The organism is Paenibacillus sp. XY044, assembly GCF_002257645.1.
In the GTDB taxonomy this organism is placed as follows: domain Bacteria; phylum Bacillota; class Bacilli; order Paenibacillales; family Paenibacillaceae; genus Paenibacillus_AQ.
The window spans coordinates 778,654-799,946 of record NZ_NQMO01000003.1 but is presented as its reverse complement, the minus strand read 5'-3'; the positions used below and the strand labels follow the sequence as shown (position 1 = coordinate 799,946).

Annotated in this window: 16 protein-coding genes; 7 read left to right on the top strand and 9 right to left on the bottom strand. The window is 48.2% G+C overall.

What is annotated here, in order from left to right; translation table 11 throughout:
* Nucleotides 1-49: 49 nt before the first annotated feature.
* The gene (locus CJP46_RS17270; protein ID WP_094596808.1) at nt 50-931 is read right to left on the bottom strand and encodes a carbohydrate ABC transporter permease; all 882 of its coding nucleotides are present in this window, start codon (nt 929-931) and stop codon (nt 50-52) included.
* 16 nt (nt 932-947) lie between these two features.
* Complete coding sequence (locus CJP46_RS17265) at nt 948-1,880, bottom strand: ABC transporter permease (RefSeq protein ID WP_256992392.1); 933 nt, start codon at nt 1,878-1,880, stop codon at nt 948-950.
* Nucleotides 1,881-2,273: 393 nt separating this feature from the next.
* On the opposite strand from CJP46_RS17265, the gene CJP46_RS17260 reads away from it, so the two are divergent.
* Nucleotides 2,274-3,401, top strand: coding sequence for an ROK family transcriptional regulator (locus CJP46_RS17260; protein WP_094596807.1), 1,128 nt, complete (start codon nt 2,274-2,276; stop codon nt 3,399-3,401).
* Nucleotides 3,402-3,552: 151 nt separating this feature from the next.
* On the opposite strand, the gene CJP46_RS17255 is transcribed toward CJP46_RS17260, so the two are convergent.
* From CJP46_RS17255 to CJP46_RS17245, 3 genes are all read right to left on the bottom strand, one after another.
* Nucleotides 3,553-4,734: a Gfo/Idh/MocA family protein gene (locus CJP46_RS17255; RefSeq protein ID WP_179281195.1), complete on the bottom strand. Its 1,182-nt coding sequence runs from the start codon at nt 4,732-4,734 to the stop codon at nt 3,553-3,555.
* A gap of 34 nt (nt 4,735-4,768) precedes the next feature.
* A complete protein-coding gene (locus CJP46_RS17250) occupies nt 4,769-5,590 on the bottom strand; it encodes a sugar phosphate isomerase/epimerase family protein (protein WP_094596805.1) in 822 nt (273 codons plus the stop codon).
* Between the two features lie 120 nt (nt 5,591-5,710).
* Nucleotides 5,711-6,550 carry a helix-turn-helix transcriptional regulator gene (locus CJP46_RS17245; RefSeq protein ID WP_094596804.1) on the bottom strand — a complete coding sequence of 280 codons (840 nt, stop codon included), beginning with the start codon at nt 6,548-6,550 and terminating at the stop codon, nt 5,711-5,713.
* A gap of 716 nt (nt 6,551-7,266) precedes the next feature.
* Between CJP46_RS17245 and CJP46_RS17240 the strand changes: the two genes are divergently transcribed.
* Together CJP46_RS17240 and nspC are read left to right on the top strand one after the other, a co-directional pair.
* Nucleotides 7,267-8,505, top strand: coding sequence for a saccharopine dehydrogenase family protein (locus tag CJP46_RS17240; protein ID WP_094596803.1), 1,239 nt, complete (start codon nt 7,267-7,269; stop codon nt 8,503-8,505).
* 1 nt (nt 8,506) lies between these two features.
* The gene (nspC, locus tag CJP46_RS17235) at nt 8,507-9,634 is read left to right on the top strand and encodes a carboxynorspermidine decarboxylase (protein WP_094596802.1); all 1,128 of its coding nucleotides are present in this window, start codon (nt 8,507-8,509) and stop codon (nt 9,632-9,634) included.
* An 85-nt stretch (nt 9,635-9,719) separates the two neighbouring features.
* Here the strand turns inward: nspC and CJP46_RS17230 are convergent, their stop codons facing one another.
* Nucleotides 9,720-12,317 (bottom strand): glycoside hydrolase family 38 N-terminal domain-containing protein, encoded by a 2,598-nt coding sequence (locus CJP46_RS17230; RefSeq protein WP_094596801.1) that lies wholly within the window; start codon nt 12,315-12,317, stop codon nt 9,720-9,722.
* Between the two features lie 167 nt (nt 12,318-12,484).
* On the opposite strand from CJP46_RS17230, the gene CJP46_RS17225 reads away from it, so the two are divergent.
* Together CJP46_RS17225 and dgoD are read left to right on the top strand one after the other, a co-directional pair.
* The gene (locus CJP46_RS17225) at nt 12,485-13,384 is read left to right on the top strand and encodes a helix-turn-helix transcriptional regulator (RefSeq protein WP_094596800.1); all 900 of its coding nucleotides are present in this window, start codon (nt 12,485-12,487) and stop codon (nt 13,382-13,384) included.
* Nucleotides 13,385-13,609: 225 nt separating this feature from the next.
* Entirely contained in the window at nt 13,610-14,758 is a 1,149-nt protein-coding gene (dgoD, locus tag CJP46_RS17220) for a galactonate dehydratase (protein ID WP_094596925.1), read from the top strand.
* Nucleotides 14,759-14,845: 87 nt separating this feature from the next.
* Here dgoD and CJP46_RS17215 read toward each other — a convergent pair whose 3' ends face one another.
* The gene (locus CJP46_RS17215) at nt 14,846-16,243 is read right to left on the bottom strand and encodes an FAD-binding oxidoreductase (protein WP_094596924.1); all 1,398 of its coding nucleotides are present in this window, start codon (nt 16,241-16,243) and stop codon (nt 14,846-14,848) included.
* A 225-nt stretch (nt 16,244-16,468) separates the two neighbouring features.
* The gene (locus CJP46_RS36545; protein WP_179281194.1) at nt 16,469-16,609 is read right to left on the bottom strand and encodes a hypothetical protein; all 141 of its coding nucleotides are present in this window, start codon (nt 16,607-16,609) and stop codon (nt 16,469-16,471) included.
* A 322-nt stretch (nt 16,610-16,931) separates the two neighbouring features.
* Between CJP46_RS36545 and CJP46_RS17210 the strand changes: the two genes are divergently transcribed.
* Nucleotides 16,932-18,107, top strand: a complete 1,176-nt coding sequence (locus tag CJP46_RS17210; protein ID WP_094596799.1) for a serine hydrolase domain-containing protein — start codon at nt 16,932-16,934, stop codon at nt 18,105-18,107.
* Nucleotides 18,108-18,232: 125 nt separating this feature from the next.
* On the opposite strand, the gene CJP46_RS17205 is transcribed toward CJP46_RS17210, so the two are convergent.
* On the bottom strand, nt 18,233-19,222 hold the full coding sequence (locus CJP46_RS17205; RefSeq protein WP_094596798.1) for a hypothetical protein: 990 nt from the start codon (nt 19,220-19,222) through the stop codon (nt 18,233-18,235).
* A gap of 399 nt (nt 19,223-19,621) precedes the next feature.
* Between CJP46_RS17205 and CJP46_RS17200 the strand changes: the two genes are divergently transcribed.
* Nucleotides 19,622-21,187, top strand: coding sequence for an MFS transporter (locus CJP46_RS17200; RefSeq protein WP_094596797.1), 1,566 nt, complete (start codon nt 19,622-19,624; stop codon nt 21,185-21,187).
* Nucleotides 21,188-21,293: the final 106 nt, after the last annotated feature.

The window sequence follows — 21,293 nt, the reverse complement described above, 5'->3', positions numbered from 1 at the left end:
TGCAACCTCTGGCAGCTCCTCATCACCTCCTTAAAATGCTGCAGGCGAATCATCCTTTGACCGCCCCGACGGTCAGCCCTTTGACGAAAAATCTCTGAAAGAATGGATACGTCAACACGATCGGCAGCGCGCCGATCACCGCAATGGCCAGGCGGACACCTTGAGTCGGGACAGAACTGCCGTCCACCCGTGTCGAATAGTCTACGTTGTCTAGCAAATATTGTACGTTTAGCAAAATGGTATTCAGAAGCACCTGTATGCTGTAAAGCCTCGAGTCCGAAATGTAAATGAGTCCGTTAAACCAATCGTTCCAATAGTTAATCACCTGAAATAATCCGACCGTTGCCAGTACGGGGAGAGACAACGGCAATGCCATCTGCACGAATATCCGAAATTCCCCCGCTCCATCCATGTTCGCCGACTCGAGCACCGCTTCCGGAACGGATACCGTAAAGAACGTCCGCAGCAATATAACGTAGAAGGCACTGACCAGGAGCCCAGGGACAATAAGCGCCAGCAAGGTATTGGTGATATGAAAAACATTCGAGTAGATTAAATAGGTCGGAACAAGTCCTCCGTTAAAGAGCATCGTGAAGAACACAATAAATGAAAAGAAATTGCGCAGCGGTAAATCCTTCTTCGACAGCGGATAAGCGAGCAAAGTCATCAGGACTAGACTGGTCAGCGTGCCTAAAATGGTCACCGCGATGGAAATGCCGTAGGAATTAATGATTTCCCCTGATTTTTGAAAAATAAACAAATAACTATCCAGGCTCCATTGGCTCGGAATAAACGAGTAGCCTTCCCGGATGATTGCATTCTCATCAGTAAACGAGGCCGTGATCAGCAGCAGAAACGGCACCAGGCAAAACGCAACAATCAAAATAAAGATGACATGGATGACGACTTGTTCAATCCGAGTTCTTCTCAAGGGCTTCCTCTCCTTATTAGAACAATGAGTTGTCGGGATTTATTTTCTTAACAACAAAATTGGAAATGAGGATAAGTGCGAAGCCAATAACGGATTGGTAGAAACCTGCGGCGGAAGCCATTCCAATGTCCCCGCTTTTGAGCAGCGCCCGATAAACGTATGTATCCAGCACATTGGTCGTTGGAAGCAGCGGTCCCGAATCTAAGGTTACTTGGTAGAACAGACCGAAGTCCGCATAGAATATCCGCCCGATCTGCATTAAGGTCATGATGGTAATTACGGGAGTAAGGGATGGCAGAGTGATGTGGAAAATTTGCTTGAACTTCCCCGCCCCATCCAATGTGGCGGCTTCATAATACTCTTGGTCAATACCGACGATTGCAGCAAAGTAAATAATGCACAAATAGCCGACGCTGTGCCACAGCTTGACGATGGTGAGGATGACCGGCCAATATTTTGGTTCCGTATACCACATGACGGGGTCCAGTCCGAGAAAAGGAAGGAGCGATTTATTCATGAAGCCCGTTTCCATGCTTAATAACGAGAAAACCAGATAACCAACTATGACCGTAGAGATGAGATAAGGAAGCAGGATTGCGCTTTGGTAAAAGCGCTTGAAAAATCGATGTTTGACTTCGGCCAGCAATATGGCCAGCGCAACGGCGAAGACGAGATTGAGTATGATAAATACAACGTTGTAGAGGATTGTATTTCTGGTGATGATATAAGCCTCGGACGTTTTGAAGAGGTACTCGAAGTTTCGAAGACCCATCCAGTCCCCGCCGAAAACCCCTTTGGAGAAGTCAATTTCCTTAAAAGCGATGATGATGCCAAACATGGGAATGTAGTTATTGATGAGCAAGTAGACAATACCGGGGAGAATCATCAGGTACAAGATTTTATATTTTTTTGCCTTTTTGAGAGCTGTTCGGTCCAACCAGGATGTCATAGTAATTCCCCTCCTCGGAATAAATGACGGCTGCACGCCTAGCGGGATTCCTTAAAGATCGAACTCGTCGTCCTCCTCCTCTGCAATTAATTTTTCCACCGGACAAATTAATTAACGAAACAAAAACTTATGCAGTGTGGCTCGTTTGTGATCATTATAGGGAGGCCTTTACGGCCCTGTCAATGTGTTTTTTTATTTTTTAATTGCTGTTCCTTTCCCCCTGCCTTGAGTGGGACTCGTTGACAGCACAATTTGCATTTTCTATAATCGCATTGACGCAAGAATAGGCTACTCTCCCGTTCCTATGCCCTCTTTCAGCCTAGCCGCTTGGGACAGAACTTTTGTCCTGACGAGGACTCGGCCAATCATAACTTCCGAAAGTAGGAGAATACGATGACGAATAAAGTAGGAAATCAGCAAATGCTGCGGGAGATCAACGTTTCGACGCTGCTGCATATGATTTTTGAGCATGGTCCGATATCCCGTGTCGAATTATCGCGAAAAACCAAGCTGAGCCCGACGACAGTTTCTGTGCTGATCGAGGATCTCATCCGCGAACAACTCGTACACGAGACCGGAATGGCCGGTAAAGGGGTGGGGCGAAAGATGACCCTGCTGAATATTCGTGCAGACGGCGGTTATGTCATTGGCGTGGATATTTCGAGTTTACCGGCACATTGCGTGCTGCTCGACTTAAGCGGCAAGCTTGTTGCCAGCCAGAGCCTGGAATCGGTGCGCGGCAAAGACCATATTCTCACTTCGCTGGTGAAACAGCTGCAGGAATTCATCCATCAACAGCAGATTCCCCAAGAGCTTATCAGACGCATTGGCATCTCACTGCCGGGAAGACTCGATGAGACGCAAAGCATCGTCATCTCCTCTAAATATTTGCAGCTGGAACAGTTCCCCCTGCGGCAGATGTTGGAGCAAGAACTCTCGCTTCCGGTACTGCTGGTCAATGATTTGGACGCCGCCGGATTTGCCGAACGATTTAGCGGAGCCGCCAAAAATGAGCACACCATCATATTTCTGATGATTGGTCAAGGCACGGGGGCAGGACTTGTCCTGAATGGGGAAATTTATCACGGCTCGAGCGGAGCGGCCGGACGAACCACCCACCTCTCTCCATATTGCGCTCCGATCCTTGCAGACCGGCTTCGCACGAACCACTCGGAAGAGTTCGAATCAATGTCGCCGGAAGACACGGTTCATGCCTTTATGGACTTGGTTCTCGCTGGCGTCCAGCCTTTCAGTGACCTAGGGGAACTCATCATCCGTGATATTGCGGATTATTGTGGAAAAATGTTGGAAATGCTCAACCCCCAAAAAATGATTCTGGGCGGATGGATTACCGACAACACCGCATTTTTCAACCGTCTCGTGGATGCGATCCACGAAGCCGATCACTCTCCCTATGGAGACACGCCGATCGTTGTATTCCACTGGAAAAAGTACGGGGCTGCCTTGGGGGCTGCGATGCTCGGATTACATGAAATTTTCAAGAAGAAAACGGTACAATAATTTTATCCTGGCGGATTTTCCACAGCAATATATGTTCATGCCCTGTGCGATGGGACATGAACATATATTTGTCGATGATCTATCTTCAAATCCGCAGCGCCGATTGTTGCTGCGCAAAATTGCAGCCGGTTCATCGGCAAAATGGCTCGCTTTATTTGGAAAATGATTGACTCATATCCGTTTTCAACTCTTTGGACGCGGATTTTTGAAACTTGGAGGTGGAGATCAGCTCCCGAAGCAGATCCTCGTATTGGTCCGCGTCAAATGGCACGGTTATCATTTGCTTGGTGAACGAAGAGAGCATGATTCCGTTGGCGATCGTGACCGACCGGATTCCCTCCGTTCCTTCCGCAATCAGCTCGCCTTCTCCAGTGATCACTTTTTGAATGAATTTTTCTGTGACCACCTTATGTCCTGTAGCCACGTCTGTATTCACTTCGATCTCCTCTTCCTTAGACTCCACGTTCCCGAACCCATCCTTCGTTTCGCGAAGATGCTTCAGCATGGATATGCGATTGCGGTAGATCCGAAGCTTATTTTGCTCGTAAAGAAGCTTCCCGTTTTCCCCAACGATCTCCAGACGATTCACGCCCGGTGATTCCGCAGTCGTCACGATAAAATGACCGATCATGCCGTTATCATGTTCGAAATAAGCGGTAACTTCATCCTCCACTTCAATACGATGATATTTTCCGATATGAGCATGACCGCTGATTCTGGCCGGGATCCCGAAAACCCATTGATAGAAATCGAGATTGTGCGGGCATTGATTGGTCAGAATACCGCCACCTTCCCCCGCCCAGGTCGCCCGCCAATCACCGCTGTCATAATAAGCCTGTGAGCGGAACCAGTCGGTATTGATCCACGTGGCTCTCGTTAGCTGCCCCAGTTCGCCGCTGTCGACCACTTCTTTGATTTTCTTATAATAGGGAAGTGTTCTTTCCTGGAACATCATGCCGAACACCAGGTCAGGAAACTTCTTCTGTGCCTTTTCATAAGCATCGATCGTGAGCTTGGCGTCATTGACATGAACAGCCAACGGCTTCTCGCAGAGCACGTGGATTCCGCGTTCGAACGCATCCATGACTAGCGCAGGATGGCTGTAATGCGGCACTGCGATAATGACGGCCTCGAGCCCGGATTGCTCGAACAGTTCCAAATGGCTGTAATATGCCTTCGTGCCGCATTCGGCAGCAAACTTGTCCGCCCGCTCTTGGACGATATCACAAACACCTACCAACTCGATCTGCTCCATCGCCTTCATGTTATTGATGTGAGTCCTTCCGATATTCCCCAAGCCGACCAATCCGACCTTTACCTTCTGCACGCTCATGCATATTCCCCTCTCATTCGAATATTCGATTCGATTACGACCAGGCCAAGCCTTCATTTGACAGCAGCTTTTTCAAGGCTTGCGCCGCTATTTTAAATCGCTCCGGTCCTTGTTGTTCCGGGAAAGCACGGTGCAGGTGGGGTTCGATGGATAAAAATCCGGAAAAGCTTCTCTCCTTCAGTGCTTTCATAAACGCCGGAAACTCACCATCCCCTTCGCCTGCCGGGACAAAAATGCGCGCCTGATTGTCCGCATCCTTGATATGTACGTATTCCAGGTAAGTCGACAGCAGCGGGTACGCCTCGCTCATCGGCATAATTCGATTCATGACAAAGTTTCCGGGATCAAAAGCAAGTCTCAGGCATGGAGAACCACAATGCTGCAAAATGTTCAAGCAGCGTTCATCGGTATTTCCGTAAACGCCGCTTTCATTTTCCAGCAACAGCGTAAGTTGTTCCTCCTCCGCTTTTCTAGTCAGCATCATCATGCGGGAGAGTACTTCGCTGCGGTAATTCTCCGGCGCTTCATTCTCGGGGATATAATAGGAAAATACACGGATATAGCGAGCATCCAATTGTTTGGCGATATACGATGCACGCTTCAATTTCTCAAGCTCGGGGGTAAAGGGATCTTGGATCGGGTATTTACCGATCGGCGAGCCAATGGAGGACACGCGAATACCTTTTTCAGTCAATGCAGACTTCAATCGGACCAATTCTTCATCGGTCAATTCCAATACATTTTTACCATACGCGCTTCTAAGCTCCAAATATGAAATACCCTCGGAGACAAGCACGTCCAGTTGTTCCTCCAAATGATCGGAAATTTCATCGGCAAATCCGGTTAGTACGAGCATTGCGCAACACCTCTCCTTCAATTCGCAGCAATTAGGATTGACTGTCGATATGGATTAGTTTAGCAGGCGGCGAGATGCTGAAGGTACTTTCCGGTTAACCAGTTTGGTCTGCTTAATATTCTAAAATTGACTTTTTACCAAGCGTCTGTACTGCGTCGGCGTTTTGCCCTCCCATTGCTTGAATACCTTGCTGAAATGGGAGTGATTTTTAAAGCCCGTTTCGTAGCAAATATCCGTCACCGATTTCTCCGGGTCGAGCAAAAACAGAATTTTGGCCTGATTGATTCGTCTTTTGTAAATATAATGAAATATCGTCATCCCCGTAACTTCTTGAAAAATACGCACCAAATAATATTTGTTAATATGCAGATTCTCCTGCAATTGATCGAGACGAATATCGGTCATATAATGCTTTTCTATGTAGGACAACGCGTTCTGAACATGATGCTCTTTCTCCGACGGGAAACCCGTATCTTCTTTCACCGGCTTCGTCAGCACTTGGCATATGAAAAAAAGTGCATCCAGACATAACACCCGAAACCGTTCTTGTGAGACGGCATCCGGAGCGGAATACAAGCGGTTCAATTTACGCAGCATCTCTTCGAATTCATCCTGTTCCTCTAGGCTGAGCTGAACTTTATAATTCCGAAGTCTTTCGAAGGGCTGTAAAGGATTGATCGAGAATACATGCTCTGATGCAGCGCGGAAGTATCCCGGATCAAAATTCAGAAGGGTCCGCACATACGGATCCCCTTCAAAGCTTTTGGGCATATGCATGGTCAAACCATGCATGACGATGAGCGTACCCGGCTTTAGAACATGGATTTTGTCGCCGATCAAATAATGCCCTTTGCCTTCGTGGAAATAAAAGATTTCATAGTGATCATGAGATTGAAAATTCCCTGCCGTTACCGGGACGCTTTTTAAATACTCATACTTCAGCAGATAAGCAGGCTCCACTTTAGTGCCTCCGATCTCAAGAAAAATAAATCGCTAACACTGCATTCTCCTAATGCACCACATAGTATAATCTTTTCTTTGGTACGCGGGTAGGTTTCTTATGAATGATTATTTCTTTTGATTTGCCGTTTTTATATACTCATACATATCCTTCAAAGGTTGTCCAGTGCAAGACGAATGATTTGTTTAAAATTTCCTCTTGCTCAATATTGCCTATCCTGCTATTATGGAGAAGCGTAAATTTTGGAAAGCGAATATTCGGATATATTTAGGATCTTTCCAAGCAGATAAACTTTGACCACTTCCTCATGGGAAGTTAAGGCCATACGGACAGCCGGGTCAAATGCCGATTGGCAACTTTCGTTGCCTTATTGATTGAGTTAAAAGCTCAAATTTTATAAGTTGGTTACTTTACAACCAGTGCATCTGCACACAACTTGTGAAACGGTCAATAAGAGTGGTAAAAGTGATTATTTGCTATATAGACTCTGATCCTAACAAAGTATATTTGAATATTAAGAGCCCGTCCATGAAACGATGCGTTTTATGGCTGACTGATAAGCGCACTAGGAGTTTGTCCAGTCATGCTTATCGGAAATATCTTATTATTTGACTATATTAAGCAAGTGTGATGCGCATGGATGCGTGTTTCGCTTGCTTTTTTGTTGCCGTTTTTACAGAAAAAAATTGACATGGATGAGGAGATTGATTGAAAAATGGGAAAAGCACTAATCATCGGCGCCGGTGGCGTAGCATCTGTAGCAGTTCATAAATGCGTTCAAAACAGCGAGGTTTTCGAAGAAATTTGCATCGCCAGCCGTACGAAGTCCAAATGCGATGAGCTGAAAGCAAAACTGGACGGCGGCAAAACCAAAATTACGACTGCACAGGTCGATGCCAACAATGTGGATGAGCTGATCGCTCTGATTAACGAAGTCAAACCGGATATCGTCATGAACCTGGCCCTGCCTTACCAGGATTTGACGATCATGGATGCCTGCCTGGCTACCAAAACGAACTATATGGATACGGCAAACTATGAGCCGGAAGATACGGCGAAATTCGAATACAAATGGCAGTGGGAATACCGGGAACGCTTTGAAAAAGCAGGAATTACGGCACTGCTCGGAAGCGGATTCGACCCAGGCGTAACCGGCGTATTCTCGGCTTATGCGCTGAAGCACTATTTTGACGAAATTGAATATATCGATATTCTCGATTGCAACGGCGGGGATCACGGCTATCCTTTCGCAACCAACTTTAACCCGGAAATCAACATCCGCGAAGTGTCCGCGAACGGCCGGTACTGGGAAAACGGGCAGTGGATCGAAACGAAGCCGATGGAAATCAAGCGCGAGTATAACTTCGCTGAAGTCGGCCAAAAGGACATGTACCTGCTGTACCATGAAGAGCTTGAATCCCTTGCGCAAAACATCCCTGGACTGAAACGCATCCGCTTCTTCATGACGTTTGGCCAGAGCTATCTCATGCACCTGAAGGCGCTTGAAAACGTAGGAATGACCTCCATCGAACCGATCGAATTCGAAGGCAAACAGATCATTCCGCTCCAATTCCTGAAAGCAGTGCTCCCGGACCCAGCTTCCCTCGGACCTCGTACGGTGGGCAAAACGAACATCGGCTGTATCTTCAAAGGGAAAAAAGACGGCCAAGACAAGACATACTACGTCTACAACGTTTGCGACCACCAAGAGTGTTATAAAGAAGTGGGCTCCCAAGCCATCTCCTATACAACAGGCGTTCCTGCCATGATCGGCGCGGCCATGGTCATGACCGGCAAATGGAACAAACCGGGCGTATACAATGTAGAAGAGTTCAATCCGGATCCATTCATGGAAGAGCTGAACAAATGGGGACTTCCATGGGTAGAAGACTTCAATCCGGTGCTGGTTGACGCCTTGCCTGAAGAAGCGAAAGAGCCGGAGCTTGTTCGTTAAGATGCGGTTCGAGGAATTACCGACACCCTGTTTTGTAGTCGATGAACAGCTCATTGAGAAAAACCTGAAAATTTTGAACGGTGTCATGCAGCGTACAGGAGCCAAGATTGTGCTCGCTCAAAAGGCTTTTTCGATGACCGCGATGTATCCCCTCATCGGAAAATACTTAAGTGGTACGACGGCGAGCGGATTATTCGAAGCACGGCTGGGCAGCGAAGAAATGGGCAAAGAAAATCATGTCTTTGCCCCTGCTTACCGTGAAGATGAGATTGACGAAATTATTTCCATTTGCGACCATATCATCTTCAATTCCTTCTCCCAGCTGGAAAAGTACAAAGAGAAAGCTCTTGCTGCAGGCAGAAAAATCGGCCTTCGGATCAATCCGGAATGTTCCACGCAAGTGGGACATGAAATCTATGATCCTTGTTCGCCAGGATCAAGATTCGGCGTAAAACGGGAGGATTTCCAACCGGAACTGCTGGAAGGCGTTTCGGGACTGCACTTCCATACCCTTTGCCAGCAGAACTCCGACGATCTGGAAACCACGCTGAATGCCGTCGAAGAGAAATTCGGGCTATGGCTGCCGCAAATGGAATGGATCAATTTCGGTGGCGGCCACCATATCACCAGAGATGACTACGATATCCCAAGACTCGAGGCGTGCATTTCGCGAATGCAAAATAAATACGGGTTGGAAGTCTACCTCGAACCCGGAGAAGCGATCGCGCTCAATGCGGGCTATATGGTCACCTCCGTGCTGGATATCCATCGCAACGGCATCGAGATTGCGATCGTGGACACATCGGCTACCTGTCATATGCCGGATGTTCTGGAAATGCCTTATCGTCCGCCTCTGATCGGTTCGGGCGAGTCCGGGGAGAAGCCGTACACCTACCGGCTCGGTGGCCCGACCTGCCTTACTGGCGACATCATCGGAGACTATTCCTTTGACCAACCTCTCAAGAGCGGCGACAGATTGGTGTTCGAAGACATGGCGATTTACTCTATGGTCAAAACCAATACCTTCAATGGAATGCCTTTGCCGGCCATCGCCGTACAGGAGAAAGACGGCAATTGCCGCATCGTGCGCGAATTCGGCTATCAAGATTTCAAGATGAGACTAGCTTAATGAATAATCAAAGCCTTAACCCTGAACTAAGGGTTAAGGCTTTTTGATTTTACGTCTTCTTTTGAGGATGATCAGCCGTCATGCCTTACTTCAGGATAATCTGCAAATATGCTAATTCCCCAGGCTGCAACCCGATGTGTACGTCATTACCGCTGCAAGGAATCGGGTGCACGACTTCTTCCAACGGATTTACCAGACGGGCAGCCTCAACTTCCTGATTCATTACGGTGAGGATATACTCGGACGGATCGGACCCGACGTTTCGCAGGGTCATAATGAATCCATTTCCATCTAAAGCCGGTTTCATGTACTGCAAGACGACCGTGCCGCTTGACTGTCCAAACCACTGCCCTTCTTCCTCCCTATCACACATCACTGCCGCGTTAATGGCTATAGGGTTCGCCGCAGCAATGCCCGCACGATAGGCCTCAACAGGATCAAATTGTTCAAATGGACTTAGCTCATAGCGGAAAAGGACATCCCCAGGTTGGCTAGCCCAGAAATTCGTATCCCAATAATTGTTCATGGCCCATGCCAGCAATAGCGGATTTTCTTGGCGGTTGATCTGCTTACTCTCTTTCCCGAAATGAAAATCGCCTATTTGAACGAGCGGTGCGTCCGGACATGCTAATGTGACCCCCTTCTGTCTATCATAGATCGATACCGTTTGGTCGACGGTCACCCAATCCCGACAAACGGTGCCAAGCTGTTCCCGATCAAGTTCGACGGGCAAACCGGCTGTGTCATAATAGGAACGCCAACCTGCATCCATCCGTAACGGGAAGGCAAAGTAGATGGATTCGGGCGTTCTGATATCTGATTTATTCATTGACGCAGACAGTTGAATTCTATGATGGATGGCGGAAAAGGTAATCCGCTGCTCCAGTCGGGAAACTCCCGGAGCTTCAAGCTGCATGACGAAGGTAACCGAATCCATGGTTTGTTCGACCGAATAAGCCTGCAGCCGATTGGCGCCGACACGTTTCGATTTCCATTCATGATTCCAGACCGAAATGCTGCGATTCCCTTTGTCGACGTCACGCGGGAACAAGGTGCTACGATGCTCATGGTGGAAGCGCCCGTCGACCGTCTCTTGAACAAACTCAAATAACGTCCATGGGCTCTTTTCGTCAATCATCGGCCAATGGTGTATCTTATCGAATAACTGCACGATTCGTCCGCTGGCAGGGTTGTATGTCATCCGGTAAAAAGGCGTTTCGATCATCCCTTCCGTAACCAAAATGCGGTTTGACGAGGCGGCAAGCCGGGCTTCCAGCTGTGCAAACGGGATCTTTTTCCACGAAAATGGCGCCATCTCTACCGTTCCATACGATTTATAGCTTTGTTCCTCTTGCGTATACGGCAAGAAGTCCATCACGCGCGAAGCGGCTAAATGACGGCCGCTGCCAAGGTAGTATTCAGGTACTTTGACGTCTACATACTGCGTTTCACTTGATGTGTTGACCAGCATGACGCCGCCAGGCTGACTGGATTGCTCCGGATTCCCTGCAATGCCTTCCATTTGTTTGGCGTACACGTAGGCAGACAGGTCTGCTGATCTATACGCCATTCCCCTCTTATGCAGCTGCATCGAAATCGAAAGCGGATGGTCAGGGATGCTTACCGATCCCCATGAACCCCATGTATGCTCGTCATACAATAGAGAGTGCTCTAATGCCTCGTTTTTCACTTTCGTATAATGCAGGTTTGGCGCTCCTTGGATCGCCTCCAGAAAATCGGCCTTCTTTAAGCTTTGCTTGGTTCGGCGAACGATCTTGGTTTCTTTCGCCGAGCTCCCCGCACCGAAATTCCAGTAATCCGTCCAGTCTCCGGAATGAGTCTGGATTTGTTCTTTCGGCATCTGACGAACTCGATCGAGAAGCATCTCCGGAGTCGCGAAAATCACTTTCGGGTCATGTCCTTCTGCATTGTACCGGCGAATAAGCGAAAGCAGATTCGGATCCGGGCAGTTATTGTCATATTGCGGCGGATTTGTAGCCGTTAAGTACACGAAATCATATGGATAGCCCTCGCCTTCCAACCGATCGATATATTCCTTAATCCCTTGCGCCATCAGCTCGGTATCATCCTGATTCGTATGGAAAAACTGGCTGAACAGAGAATAATGCTCACCTAAGAAAGTCAGCAGCTGCCGATTGTCAGGCGTTCTCCAGTTAAACACGGCAGGGCGTGGCAGCGGTATGCCGCCGAAATGCACATTGATCCCCGTAATATAAAACTCGATACCCGCATCGAGCAATACCTGACTGAGCGGCCACGGCTGCCCGTTGACATCATGATTCATCGCCGTTTTTATAGAAATATCAAATCGCTCCCGCAGCTCGCGAACCGGCTGAAGCATTCGTGCAAGCTGATCCGCATGTACCAGCGGCGTCGTATGCATGGGAAGCGCGGCAATACTAAGCTGGCCATTTTGCAGCAATCTGCGGAAATCGGAAATTTGATCGGGTGCGGCTGTCTCCAGCCATTGCATTACCGGATAAGTTGCCTCGCAGGTCCAACGGAATTTCGAATCCTCGGGCTCATTCTCCGATTGAAGGCACAGCTTGATCGCTTCATCAATATAGTCTTTCTGCAGCTCCAGCAATAACGGCTGGGGATGCGTGTAACCAATATCCAGGTGACTATGGTGCAAACACAATATTTCTTTGATTTTCGCCATTCCTGTCACGCTCCTATGACTTTATGTATTCGTCAACCTTCGTCTTTGCTCTAGAGGATGGAAACTATTAAGAATTGTATCAAGTTCTTTAGGCTGCGTATTTACAGAAACGTATATCTTTTATACAATCGTCATGCATATTTTCGGAGAAAAGGAGATGGTCTGTCATGGATTTTGCAAATCTTCATCCTTACGTCTACCATGCCTGCCGATATCCATTTTCCAAAGGCCAGAACAGCCTATCGCGTATTTGCTACGCTTCATCGCTCTATCTGATCAGCGATGGAAAAGGGATGATTCGCTTTAGAGGAGAAGACCACCCGGTAGCTCCCGGTTCGCTTGTTTATATGCCGCCAGGCTTGCTTCACGACTGGTATTCAGATCAGGAAGAGCCGATGGTTCATTATTGCTGTTATTTCGATTGGACGTTTATGGATCGCAGAGAAGCCTTCTCGACTCCCAACATGATCTGTTTCGACCTTTCTCAATTGCAGCCATCGTTAATGGGGCCTTCGTTTCCCGTGCCGATTCCCGAATTGATGACGGTCGGCAAGCTGGGAATATGGATGGATGGGTTTGAGACTTTTTTTATAAACAATGAATACACGAATGAGCGAACCTATTATCGCGGGCTGAAGATTCAGTCCAATTTTCAGCAGTTCATGGAGTACTTCCTCACCTTCGCCCTCAAGAAGAACAATATCCCCGATCCAAGAATGCTCAAACTGTTGGAACGGCTGGATCATGATTTGATGACTGGCAACGTGAAGCCGCTAGAGCTGTACTTTCGGGAGCTTCGCATCAGCCGGGGCTATTTTTTCGAACTATTTCATCAGGCAACCGGCCTATCGCCCATACAATATATGAACCAATTCCGGATCAACCGCGCCAAAGATGATCTGCGGTTCTCCAATTTAAGCATCACGGAGATCTCTGAGAAATACGGCTTCTCGTCGGTTCATTACTTCTCTAAAGTATTCAAGCAGTTAACGGGTATGCCGCCAAAAGAGTACCGTACAGTGTGCATGAGCGAAGGCTTTCGGCAGGCAGGTGGTTTTGTACCTTAGTCAGACGAATCAGCGCACCACTCATTCTTTTTCGATTGGATGTTAAAAAAGGACCGCTCCTGCGGTCTTTTTTAGTATACTCTTAATACAACTAAGTTCATTGCAGCGAAAATCGTAGAATTCGACTCTGATAAGATCGGTATGGCTGATGAGAGGTGAGATTAGAGAAATAGCAAAGCAATTTGTTTTTGCTGCTCAATAAAAAAAGAATGGGATGTGTTCAAAATCAAAATCACAGGTTACGAATTATTCCTGGTACCCCCACGCTGGTTATTTTTAAAAGTGGAAACGGATGAGGGTATTGCAGGTTGGGGAGAGCCTGTTATTGAAGGAAAAGCAGCAACGGTAAAAACGGCGGTCGAGGAGTTAATGACATATTTAATCGGTAAGGATCCTTTACGAATTGAAGATCATTGGAATGTGATGTACCGTGGTGGATTCTATCGAGGCGGCCCTATCCTCATGAGTGCGATTGCCGGCATTGACCAAGCCCTTTGGGATATTAAAGGAAAGTTCTATAATGCACCTGTCTATCAGTTGATCGGCGGCGCTTGCCGCGACTCGATGAAAGTTTATTCATGGATTGGCGGGGATCGTCCAAGTGAAACGGCACAAATGGCCTTAGAGTGCGTTAAAAAAGGTTTTCAAGCTGTGAAAATGAATGCAACCGAAGAACTGCAATACATTGATTCCTATGACAAGGTTGAGAAAGTGTTGGAAAACGTAGCGGCTATTCGAACCGCTGTTGGCAACAACATCGGAATCGGAATCGATTTTCACGGCCGTGTACATAAGCCGATGGCAAAAGTACTAGCCAAGGAACTTGAAGTGTTTCGACCTATGTTTTTAGAGGAACCTGTTTTACCTGAAAATAATGAGGCATTAAAAGAGATTGCATCGTTAACTTCTACTCCTATTGCCACGGGAGAGCGGATGTTCTCAAGATGGGATTTCAAGCATTTATTATCCGGTGGTTACGTGGATATTATTCAGCCTGATTTATCGCACGCAGGCGGCATCACAGAATGTAAGAAAATCATCAGCATGGCGGAAGCTTATGATATCGCAGCTGCTCCGCATTGTCCGCTGGGTCCAATTGCATTGGCAGCCTGCTTACAGGTGGATGCAACTGCCCACAATGCTTTCATCCAAGAACAGAGCTTAGGAATCCACTACAATCAAGGAAATGATCTGCTTGATTATCTAATGGATCCTACAGTTTTTCATTATGAAAACGGTTACGTCAACATTCCGAACGGTCCAGGATTAGGGATCGAGGTCAACGAAGAAAAGGTGCGTGAAATGGCGAATATCGGCCATCAATGGCAAAACCCGCTGTGGCGCCACAAGGACGGAAGCGTTGCTGAATGGTAGAACCGTTCTTTAATTCATCTGAACAGGATTAACAAATCAAACGATCGCTCCTCCACGATGGGGAGCGATCGTAATTTGCTTCAGCATTTACGATAAGGTTTTGCTTGACTGCCGTGACTTCTTCCCTACCGGAATACTTTGGGCAAAACGAAATACATTATGGGGATCATATTTTCGCTTGACCCGCTTCAGTCGGTTAAAGTTCACTCCATAATACGACTTAGGCCAGTTTTTGATTTCCAAATCGGGGAAGTTCACGTAATCCCCTTTAAAAAAGGGACGTAACGCTTTACGGAACCTGTTTACCCACTGGATATTCCGCTGCTGCTCGTCGTCGTTCCTCCATCTTGCCGACAGCTCATAGACCGTCTCCGCCTTCCGATGTGGATAGGCCGTTGCAGTCGGGGATACCCGGCTTACCGCACTTCCTGCTCCACCTAAACTCTGACTCCACACGGTAGAATGTTTATTAGGCGCATTAGCCAGGAAATCGCGGATCACCCGTACACCTTCGCGAGGAAGCGGCTTAAACCCGAAAGCCCCGGTAATTTTAAACTTCGGTTCCAGATTGAGATCCCCTGCAGCAAAAAATTTGGTTGCTTCGATAAAAGGCACTGTCTTCACCATCACCTTCACCGGTGTTCCTGTTTGCAGCAAAGGTTGGATCAACCGCCGCAGTTCCTCCGCGCCTCCCAACAGCTGCCCGGTAGATACGATCGTTCCCACCTGTTTGGCAGCGACCTCGATCGTTGAGGTTAAGCGGTTCGTGACCGCAGGTGCCCAGCGCTGCCAAGCCGGTAATACCTTCTCCAGATCGCGCCATTTCCAGGTAATACTATAGATGGAGACGTTCTGGATTGGCCTAACCCGAAATGTATATTCAGCAGCAATGCCGAAGTTTCCGCCCCCGCCCCCTCGGGATGCCCAGAGCAGATCGGAATGTGTCTGCTCGTTCACTACGATCGTCTTTGCCCCACGTCGTCCTGATGCTACAACCATCTTCACCTGTTTTAGGTTATCGCAGGTAAGTCCATATTTCCGTGACAGCAGCCCGATTCCGCCTCCCAGGGTAAGCCCGGCAATGCCCACGTCTGGTGCAGTCCCACCCGGTAGGGCTACCCGTTTATCCCACAGCTTCCTGTATACTCGGGCGAGCGGATTGCCCGTCTGAATGTGGGCCACCATGTTTTTACGATCCACCTTCACCTTGTTCATCTCGCTCACATCAATGATGATCCCGCCATTGATGGATGAAAATCCTTCATAACTATGTCTCCCGCTGCGGACTCTAAGCCGAACGCCTCGTTCTCGGGCCCATTTGACTGCGTTGATGACATCCTGCGTTCGTTTGCAAAAAACGATGATCCGTGGAAACTTGGAAAACCGCCTGTTGTATTCCATTCGGGCCGCATTGTAAGACGGATTGCCAGGCACCACGATTCTTCCGGTCAAAGGGGTACCGGCTTTTTCCCGTTTTTGTTTCATGGAATGTCCACCTTCCTCGATCATGGAGTAAGCTGTGCTCATCTGCTTATTCCTATGTCGGGGCAATTGACCTGGTAACGGCACCCGCCTTTTGGACGACCCGTTTAGAATTCATGGCTAATCTCGAAAATGATGTAACCTCTGAAGCTGATGATGAAGCGAATAAACATGTATAGAAAAAACGGCTGCCGTAAAGTGCAGCCGTTTTTTTGCAATGCTTTTTATTCAGCGGTTCTTACCGCTGTTTTTACCTTGGTTCATCTGTTTGTTTCCTTCGACTTCGGCCAGTTTCTCCCCGAATTGATCCAGCCGTCCTGGAGAAGATGCAGGGCCGTCGTTTTTCGGCTTGTTGTTTCTTCCAGTCATGACGTTCACCTCCATACATAAGATGAGCGCCTGACCTTGTTTTCATACCCGGGTTCTTCATTCACCATTTGTGAGCCCTTGGCATTCAGCATTTGTATTCCCCGGTTCCACAGCAGAAACCCGCCTGCTGTTGAAACAATGCCTAAATACATAAAAATTCACTGACTCTTTAGAATCAGCGTCCTTCTGCTGAAGCGAAATTATTAAAAGCTTTCGCCGCGGCACTATACAACCGGCCCAAAAGCGCTTAATATTTTCAATAGGAATTGTTAAAATCCGCAATCGTTGAAGTGAACTTATTCGAGAAGGAGTCATAAGAAGCATGCTGGAGCCAAACATCACCAACTTATTGAAAAATACGCTGAAAGCAAGTATTGACAACAAGGAGATCGCCGGCGCGAACTTCATGGTGCTCAAGGACGGGAACGAAGTTTTTTACCATGAAGACGGATTAGCCGACCTCGAGGCGGGGCGCCCGATGACAAGGGATTCGATTTTTCGTTTATATTCGATGACGAAGCCGGTTACCTCTGCTTCCATAATGATGCTGTTGGAGCGTGGAGCTATTGATCTGTTCGATCCTGTAAGCCGTTACATTCCGGGTTTCAAAAATCAACGGGTCGAGAAAAACGGCGAACTGGTTCCGGCCGGCCGTGAAGTCAACATTCACGATTTGCTGAACATGACCTCTGGATTGGTATACGGCGGAACCAACCTGGGCGGGCAGCAAACGGATGCATTGTTCCAAGAACTGGGCAGCCGATTGTATAGTGAAAACCCAATGGGCACCATGGAGCTCGCAAACCGCCTGGGTCAAATCCCCCTTTCGTTCGAGCCGGGCTCGAACTGGCAATACGGAACGTCAGCCGACGTCCTTGGCGCGATTGTGGAAGCGGTAAGCGGCATGCGGTATGGTCAATTTTTGAAAAAGGAAATATTCGAACCGCTGGGCATGAAAGATACCGGCTTCTGGCTGCCTGAGGAAAATAGGGACCGCCTCGTGAAAACGTATCAGGAAGATGGCGAAGGCGGCTTAAAGCTGTACTCGCACAGCCATCTTGGCATCGGCCATCAGATGGACCGCGATCCGGCATTCGAGTCTGGCGGGGCTGGCCTTGCATCCACAATTGACGATGCTGCCAAGTTCACGACGATGTTGATGAATCAAGGCAGCCTGAACGGCGTTCAACTGTTAAAACCTAGAAGTGTTCAACATATGACGTCGGCTGCTTTAACCGATTGGCAGCAAAAAGGCTTCGATACGTGGCATACGATGCGCGGCCATAGCTATGGCAACCAGATGCGCATTATGACCGACCCCGGAAAAGCCGGATTTATCGGCAGCCCGGGCGAATACGGCTGGGACGGCTGGCTTGGGGCTTACTTTTCCAACAGCCCACGAGATGGTCTGACGATCCTGTTTATGATCCAGAAAAAAGATGCCGGGACGATGGCGATTACGCGCAAGCTGCGTAATATCGTGTTCAGCACCTTGTAAGAAGCAAAACGAAAGAACCGCACGGGAGGAGTGCTCCACGCGCGGTTCTTTTTTTCTACTACAAGGATTATGCATTTTAGATTCGCATGATGCTGATCATATTCTCGTCATCCGTGGAAGGATGATCAGGAGGCGCTGAAATCGTTGAAATAGTGCACTCCATCGTGAGCGGTATCTCCTGGCGCGGTTCTTCGGTTGGTGTTGAACCAAAGCTTATCCCCGTTTGCGACACCCACACCCTCGATTTCAAATAGGTCAGGAAATGCCGAAGACGTCACACGGAACGATAGATTAGAATCTGCTTGGATGGTGCCGGAAGCCGTAGAAATATTCCGATAAACAAGCACTATACTGACGTTTTTATATGTCATTGGTACATAAATCGTATTGTTATAGTAACCGAAGCCCTGGAATGCATACGAGCTGATATTGGATATGGTGCTGCCGTTGACCTTCGCATCTTCAATATTAAGGGTGAAGCTATTGGTTACATTAATCGTCCCACTGGTTGCAGTTAGCGGGAGTGTACCTCTGTACAAAGTCCGTCCGGATTTGAACAAAAAGTTGATGCTGTTCGCGTCTTTGCTCGTAATTTTCACACCCGACATAGCCTTGTCTGCACCATTGTATTTGATGGTATAGTTACCTACTTTGTAGTAAGTCGTTCCTACATACTTCAGTTTCACGAGACTCATACTGCCAGCATTCATGGTAACGACGAACATATAGTAATTTCCGTCGGTTGAGCTGAGAACCACATCATTGGCATGGCCAAGGTAGGTAGCGTACGTTGTTCCATTATCCCCGTTTGTCATGAGCGTCGTCGTACCGTCGCTCATTTTGGTGCGATAAATGACGGCCTTATTATTGTCACCGTTGACTTTTACAGAATAGACGTAGGTAGATCCCACGGCAAATCCTTGAGCGGCGTAACAATCATTGGCATTGCCCAGCGTGGCGGCGGTGGAATACGTGTTGTAATATGCTGCACTGGCTGTCACGGGTATCATGATCGATGCGCAAAGAAGAAAAACGACAAAAAGGGTGAAACGACGCTTGCTGCTTTTCCAGTCTTTGATCATTGATCCCATTCTTCTAGTAAACATATTGTTCATTCACTGACACCTCCATAAAAAAATTTTATGTTGTATATATGAATCGAATAGGTTTCCTAGCTGCCTACAACAATAAAACAGAGCCTTCGGTTTATTGAATTCTCGGTAAGAAATAGTTCGTTCTATTGTAGTTTAACCTGAATCAGCGCTCATTCAAGTCATTATAGGCCTAAATTAGGTTAGACCTGGGCCTAATCCATTTGGCCCCCTGCTCTGTCATAAAACGAGCTCATCCGTTTAAACACAAAGAATTTCCCCCTTGAACCTTACGCGGCGTCATGTCCTATGATTCAATCGCCGGCAAAAAGTTATAAAAGGAGATTGAGGATATGACGTACCGGAACAACCTCAACACAGCGCATCGTTTATTAAATATGCTGGGCGAGGAGATGGGTGAAAATGAAAAATGCACCGCACAGCAGTGAGCTGAAAGCCGGACTAAAGGAATGGATAGGACTTGCAGTACTGGCTCTGCCCGCCCTTCTTGTCTCGATTGATCTCTCCGTTATGATTCTCGCGCTGCCCCATATCAGCGCCGACCTTAGCGCAGATAGCGCTCAGCAATTATGGATCATTGACATCTACGGATTTATGCTCTCCGGATTTCTAATCACGATGGGCTCGTTGGGAGACCGGATCGGCCGTCGCAAGCTGCTGATGATCGGTGGAATATCTTTTGCGGCAGCTTCCCTATTAGCCGCTTTTGCGCCAAACGCCTGGATGCTGATCGCAGCGCGTGCGCTGCTCGGGATCGCTGGAGCAACGGTTGCACCCTCCACTTTGGCACTAATCAGCAACATGTTCCGTGATCCGAAGCAGCGCTCCCTCGCCATTGGAATATGGATGATGTGCTCCATGGGCGGCATGGCGCTGGGGCCCGTTTTTGGCGGCATGATGTTGACTCACTTTTGGTGGGGCTCGGTATTCCTCCTTGCCGTACCCATCATGTTGATTTTGGTCTTTACCGGACCGGTCCTGCTGCCAGAGTATCGTCACCCTGATACCGGCCAACTTGATTTGGCAAGTGTTTTGTTGTCATTACTTGCGATATTACCGGTAATATACGGACTTAAACAAATAGCCAAGTACGGATTACAACCTGTACCCATACTGCTTGTATTGGCTGGCGTCGCCTTTGGCACGGTTTTTGTTGCGAGGCAGAAAAGGTTAAGCAACCCTTTGCTGGATCTGCGTCTTTTTGCGAGCCGGGGGTTCGGCTCTGCGCTGGGAGGCATGTTCGGTATAACTTTTACGGGTGCAACGATGCTCTATATCGGGCAGTACCTGCAATTTGTAAAGGGGTTGTCGCCGCTTGAAGCAGGGTTATTTATGCTTCCCGGTGCTATTGCTTCCATGGCCGGGATGTTACTGTCGCCGCTTGCCGCACGTTTCGTCCGCCCGGCTCGGCTGATCGGTGGTGGTCTATTGATTTCCGCGATTGGATGTCTGTTCCTCACTCAGGTGGGCATTGAATCCGGACTCATCTATCTTGTCCTCGGGTATATGCTGTTCAACTTGGGTGCTGCTCCGTTACCCAGCCTGTCCAGCGATCTGGTAATCGGCTCAGTTTCGCCGGCAAAGGCAGGATCGGCGGCCGCCATGCTGCAAACTAGCGGGGAATTTGCGTTTGCGCTGGGCATTGCCGTTTTGGGCAGCATCGGCACCGTTGTATATCGCAACCAGGTGACAAGTTCAATTCCTGCGAACATCCCGGATTCCTCCGTACAAATCTCCCGCGACAGTTTGACGGGGGCGATCGAGACAGCGAAAAGTCTCGCTGCGGAAGCCGGTACATCGCTGGTGAATGGGGCAAGCAAAGCTTTTATGAGCGAGTTTCACGCCATTGCATCAGTGTGTGGAGTCATCATGCTTTGTATCATCATTTTGGTTGCATTCCAGTTCCGGCACCTACGACGGATCGGAGAGAACCAGCCCGACCAAGCCGAACGTATTGCAGAAACATAGCAAACAAATGCACTATCTTCAAGAAGCAGTTCCTTAGCGGTACAGACTAACATCAAAATAGCCTTGGCCAACAAACGGCCAAGGCTATTTTCATAACTAAGAATCG

Excerpts from the sequence above, each read along its gene's own strand:
- CJP46_RS17200 (WP_094596797.1), top strand. The coding sequence starts at position 19,622 with ATGAAAAATGCACCGCACAGCAGTGAGCTGAAAGCCGGACTAAAGGAA.
- CJP46_RS17255 (WP_179281195.1), bottom strand. The coding sequence starts at position 4,734 with ATGAGCGTGCAGAAGGTAAAGGTCGGATTGGTCGGCTTGGGGAATATC.
- CJP46_RS17240 (WP_094596803.1), top strand. The coding sequence starts at position 7,267 with ATGGGAAAAGCACTAATCATCGGCGCCGGTGGCGTAGCATCTGTAGCA.
- CJP46_RS17230 (WP_094596801.1), bottom strand. The coding sequence starts at position 12,317 with ATGGCGAAAATCAAAGAAATATTGTGTTTGCACCATAGTCACCTGGAT.
- CJP46_RS17225 (WP_094596800.1), top strand. The coding sequence starts at position 12,485 with ATGGATTTTGCAAATCTTCATCCTTACGTCTACCATGCCTGCCGATAT.
- nspC (WP_094596802.1), top strand. The coding sequence starts at position 8,507 with ATGCGGTTCGAGGAATTACCGACACCCTGTTTTGTAGTCGATGAACAG.
- CJP46_RS17205 (WP_094596798.1), bottom strand. The coding sequence starts at position 19,222 with ATGAACAATATGTTTACTAGAAGAATGGGATCAATGATCAAAGACTGG.
- CJP46_RS17215 (WP_094596924.1), bottom strand. The coding sequence starts at position 16,243 with ATGAAACAAAAACGGGAAAAAGCCGGTACCCCTTTGACCGGAAGAATC.
- CJP46_RS17250 (WP_094596805.1), bottom strand. The coding sequence starts at position 5,590 with ATGCTCGTACTAACCGGATTTGCCGATGAAATTTCCGATCATTTGGAG.
- CJP46_RS17210 (WP_094596799.1), top strand. The coding sequence starts at position 16,932 with ATGCTGGAGCCAAACATCACCAACTTATTGAAAAATACGCTGAAAGCA.
- CJP46_RS17260 (WP_094596807.1), top strand. The coding sequence starts at position 2,274 with ATGACGAATAAAGTAGGAAATCAGCAAATGCTGCGGGAGATCAACGTT.
- CJP46_RS17265 (WP_256992392.1), bottom strand. The coding sequence starts at position 1,880 with ATGACATCCTGGTTGGACCGAACAGCTCTCAAAAAGGCAAAAAAATAT.
- CJP46_RS36545 (WP_179281194.1), bottom strand. The coding sequence starts at position 16,609 with ATGACTGGAAGAAACAACAAGCCGAAAAACGACGGCCCTGCATCTTCT.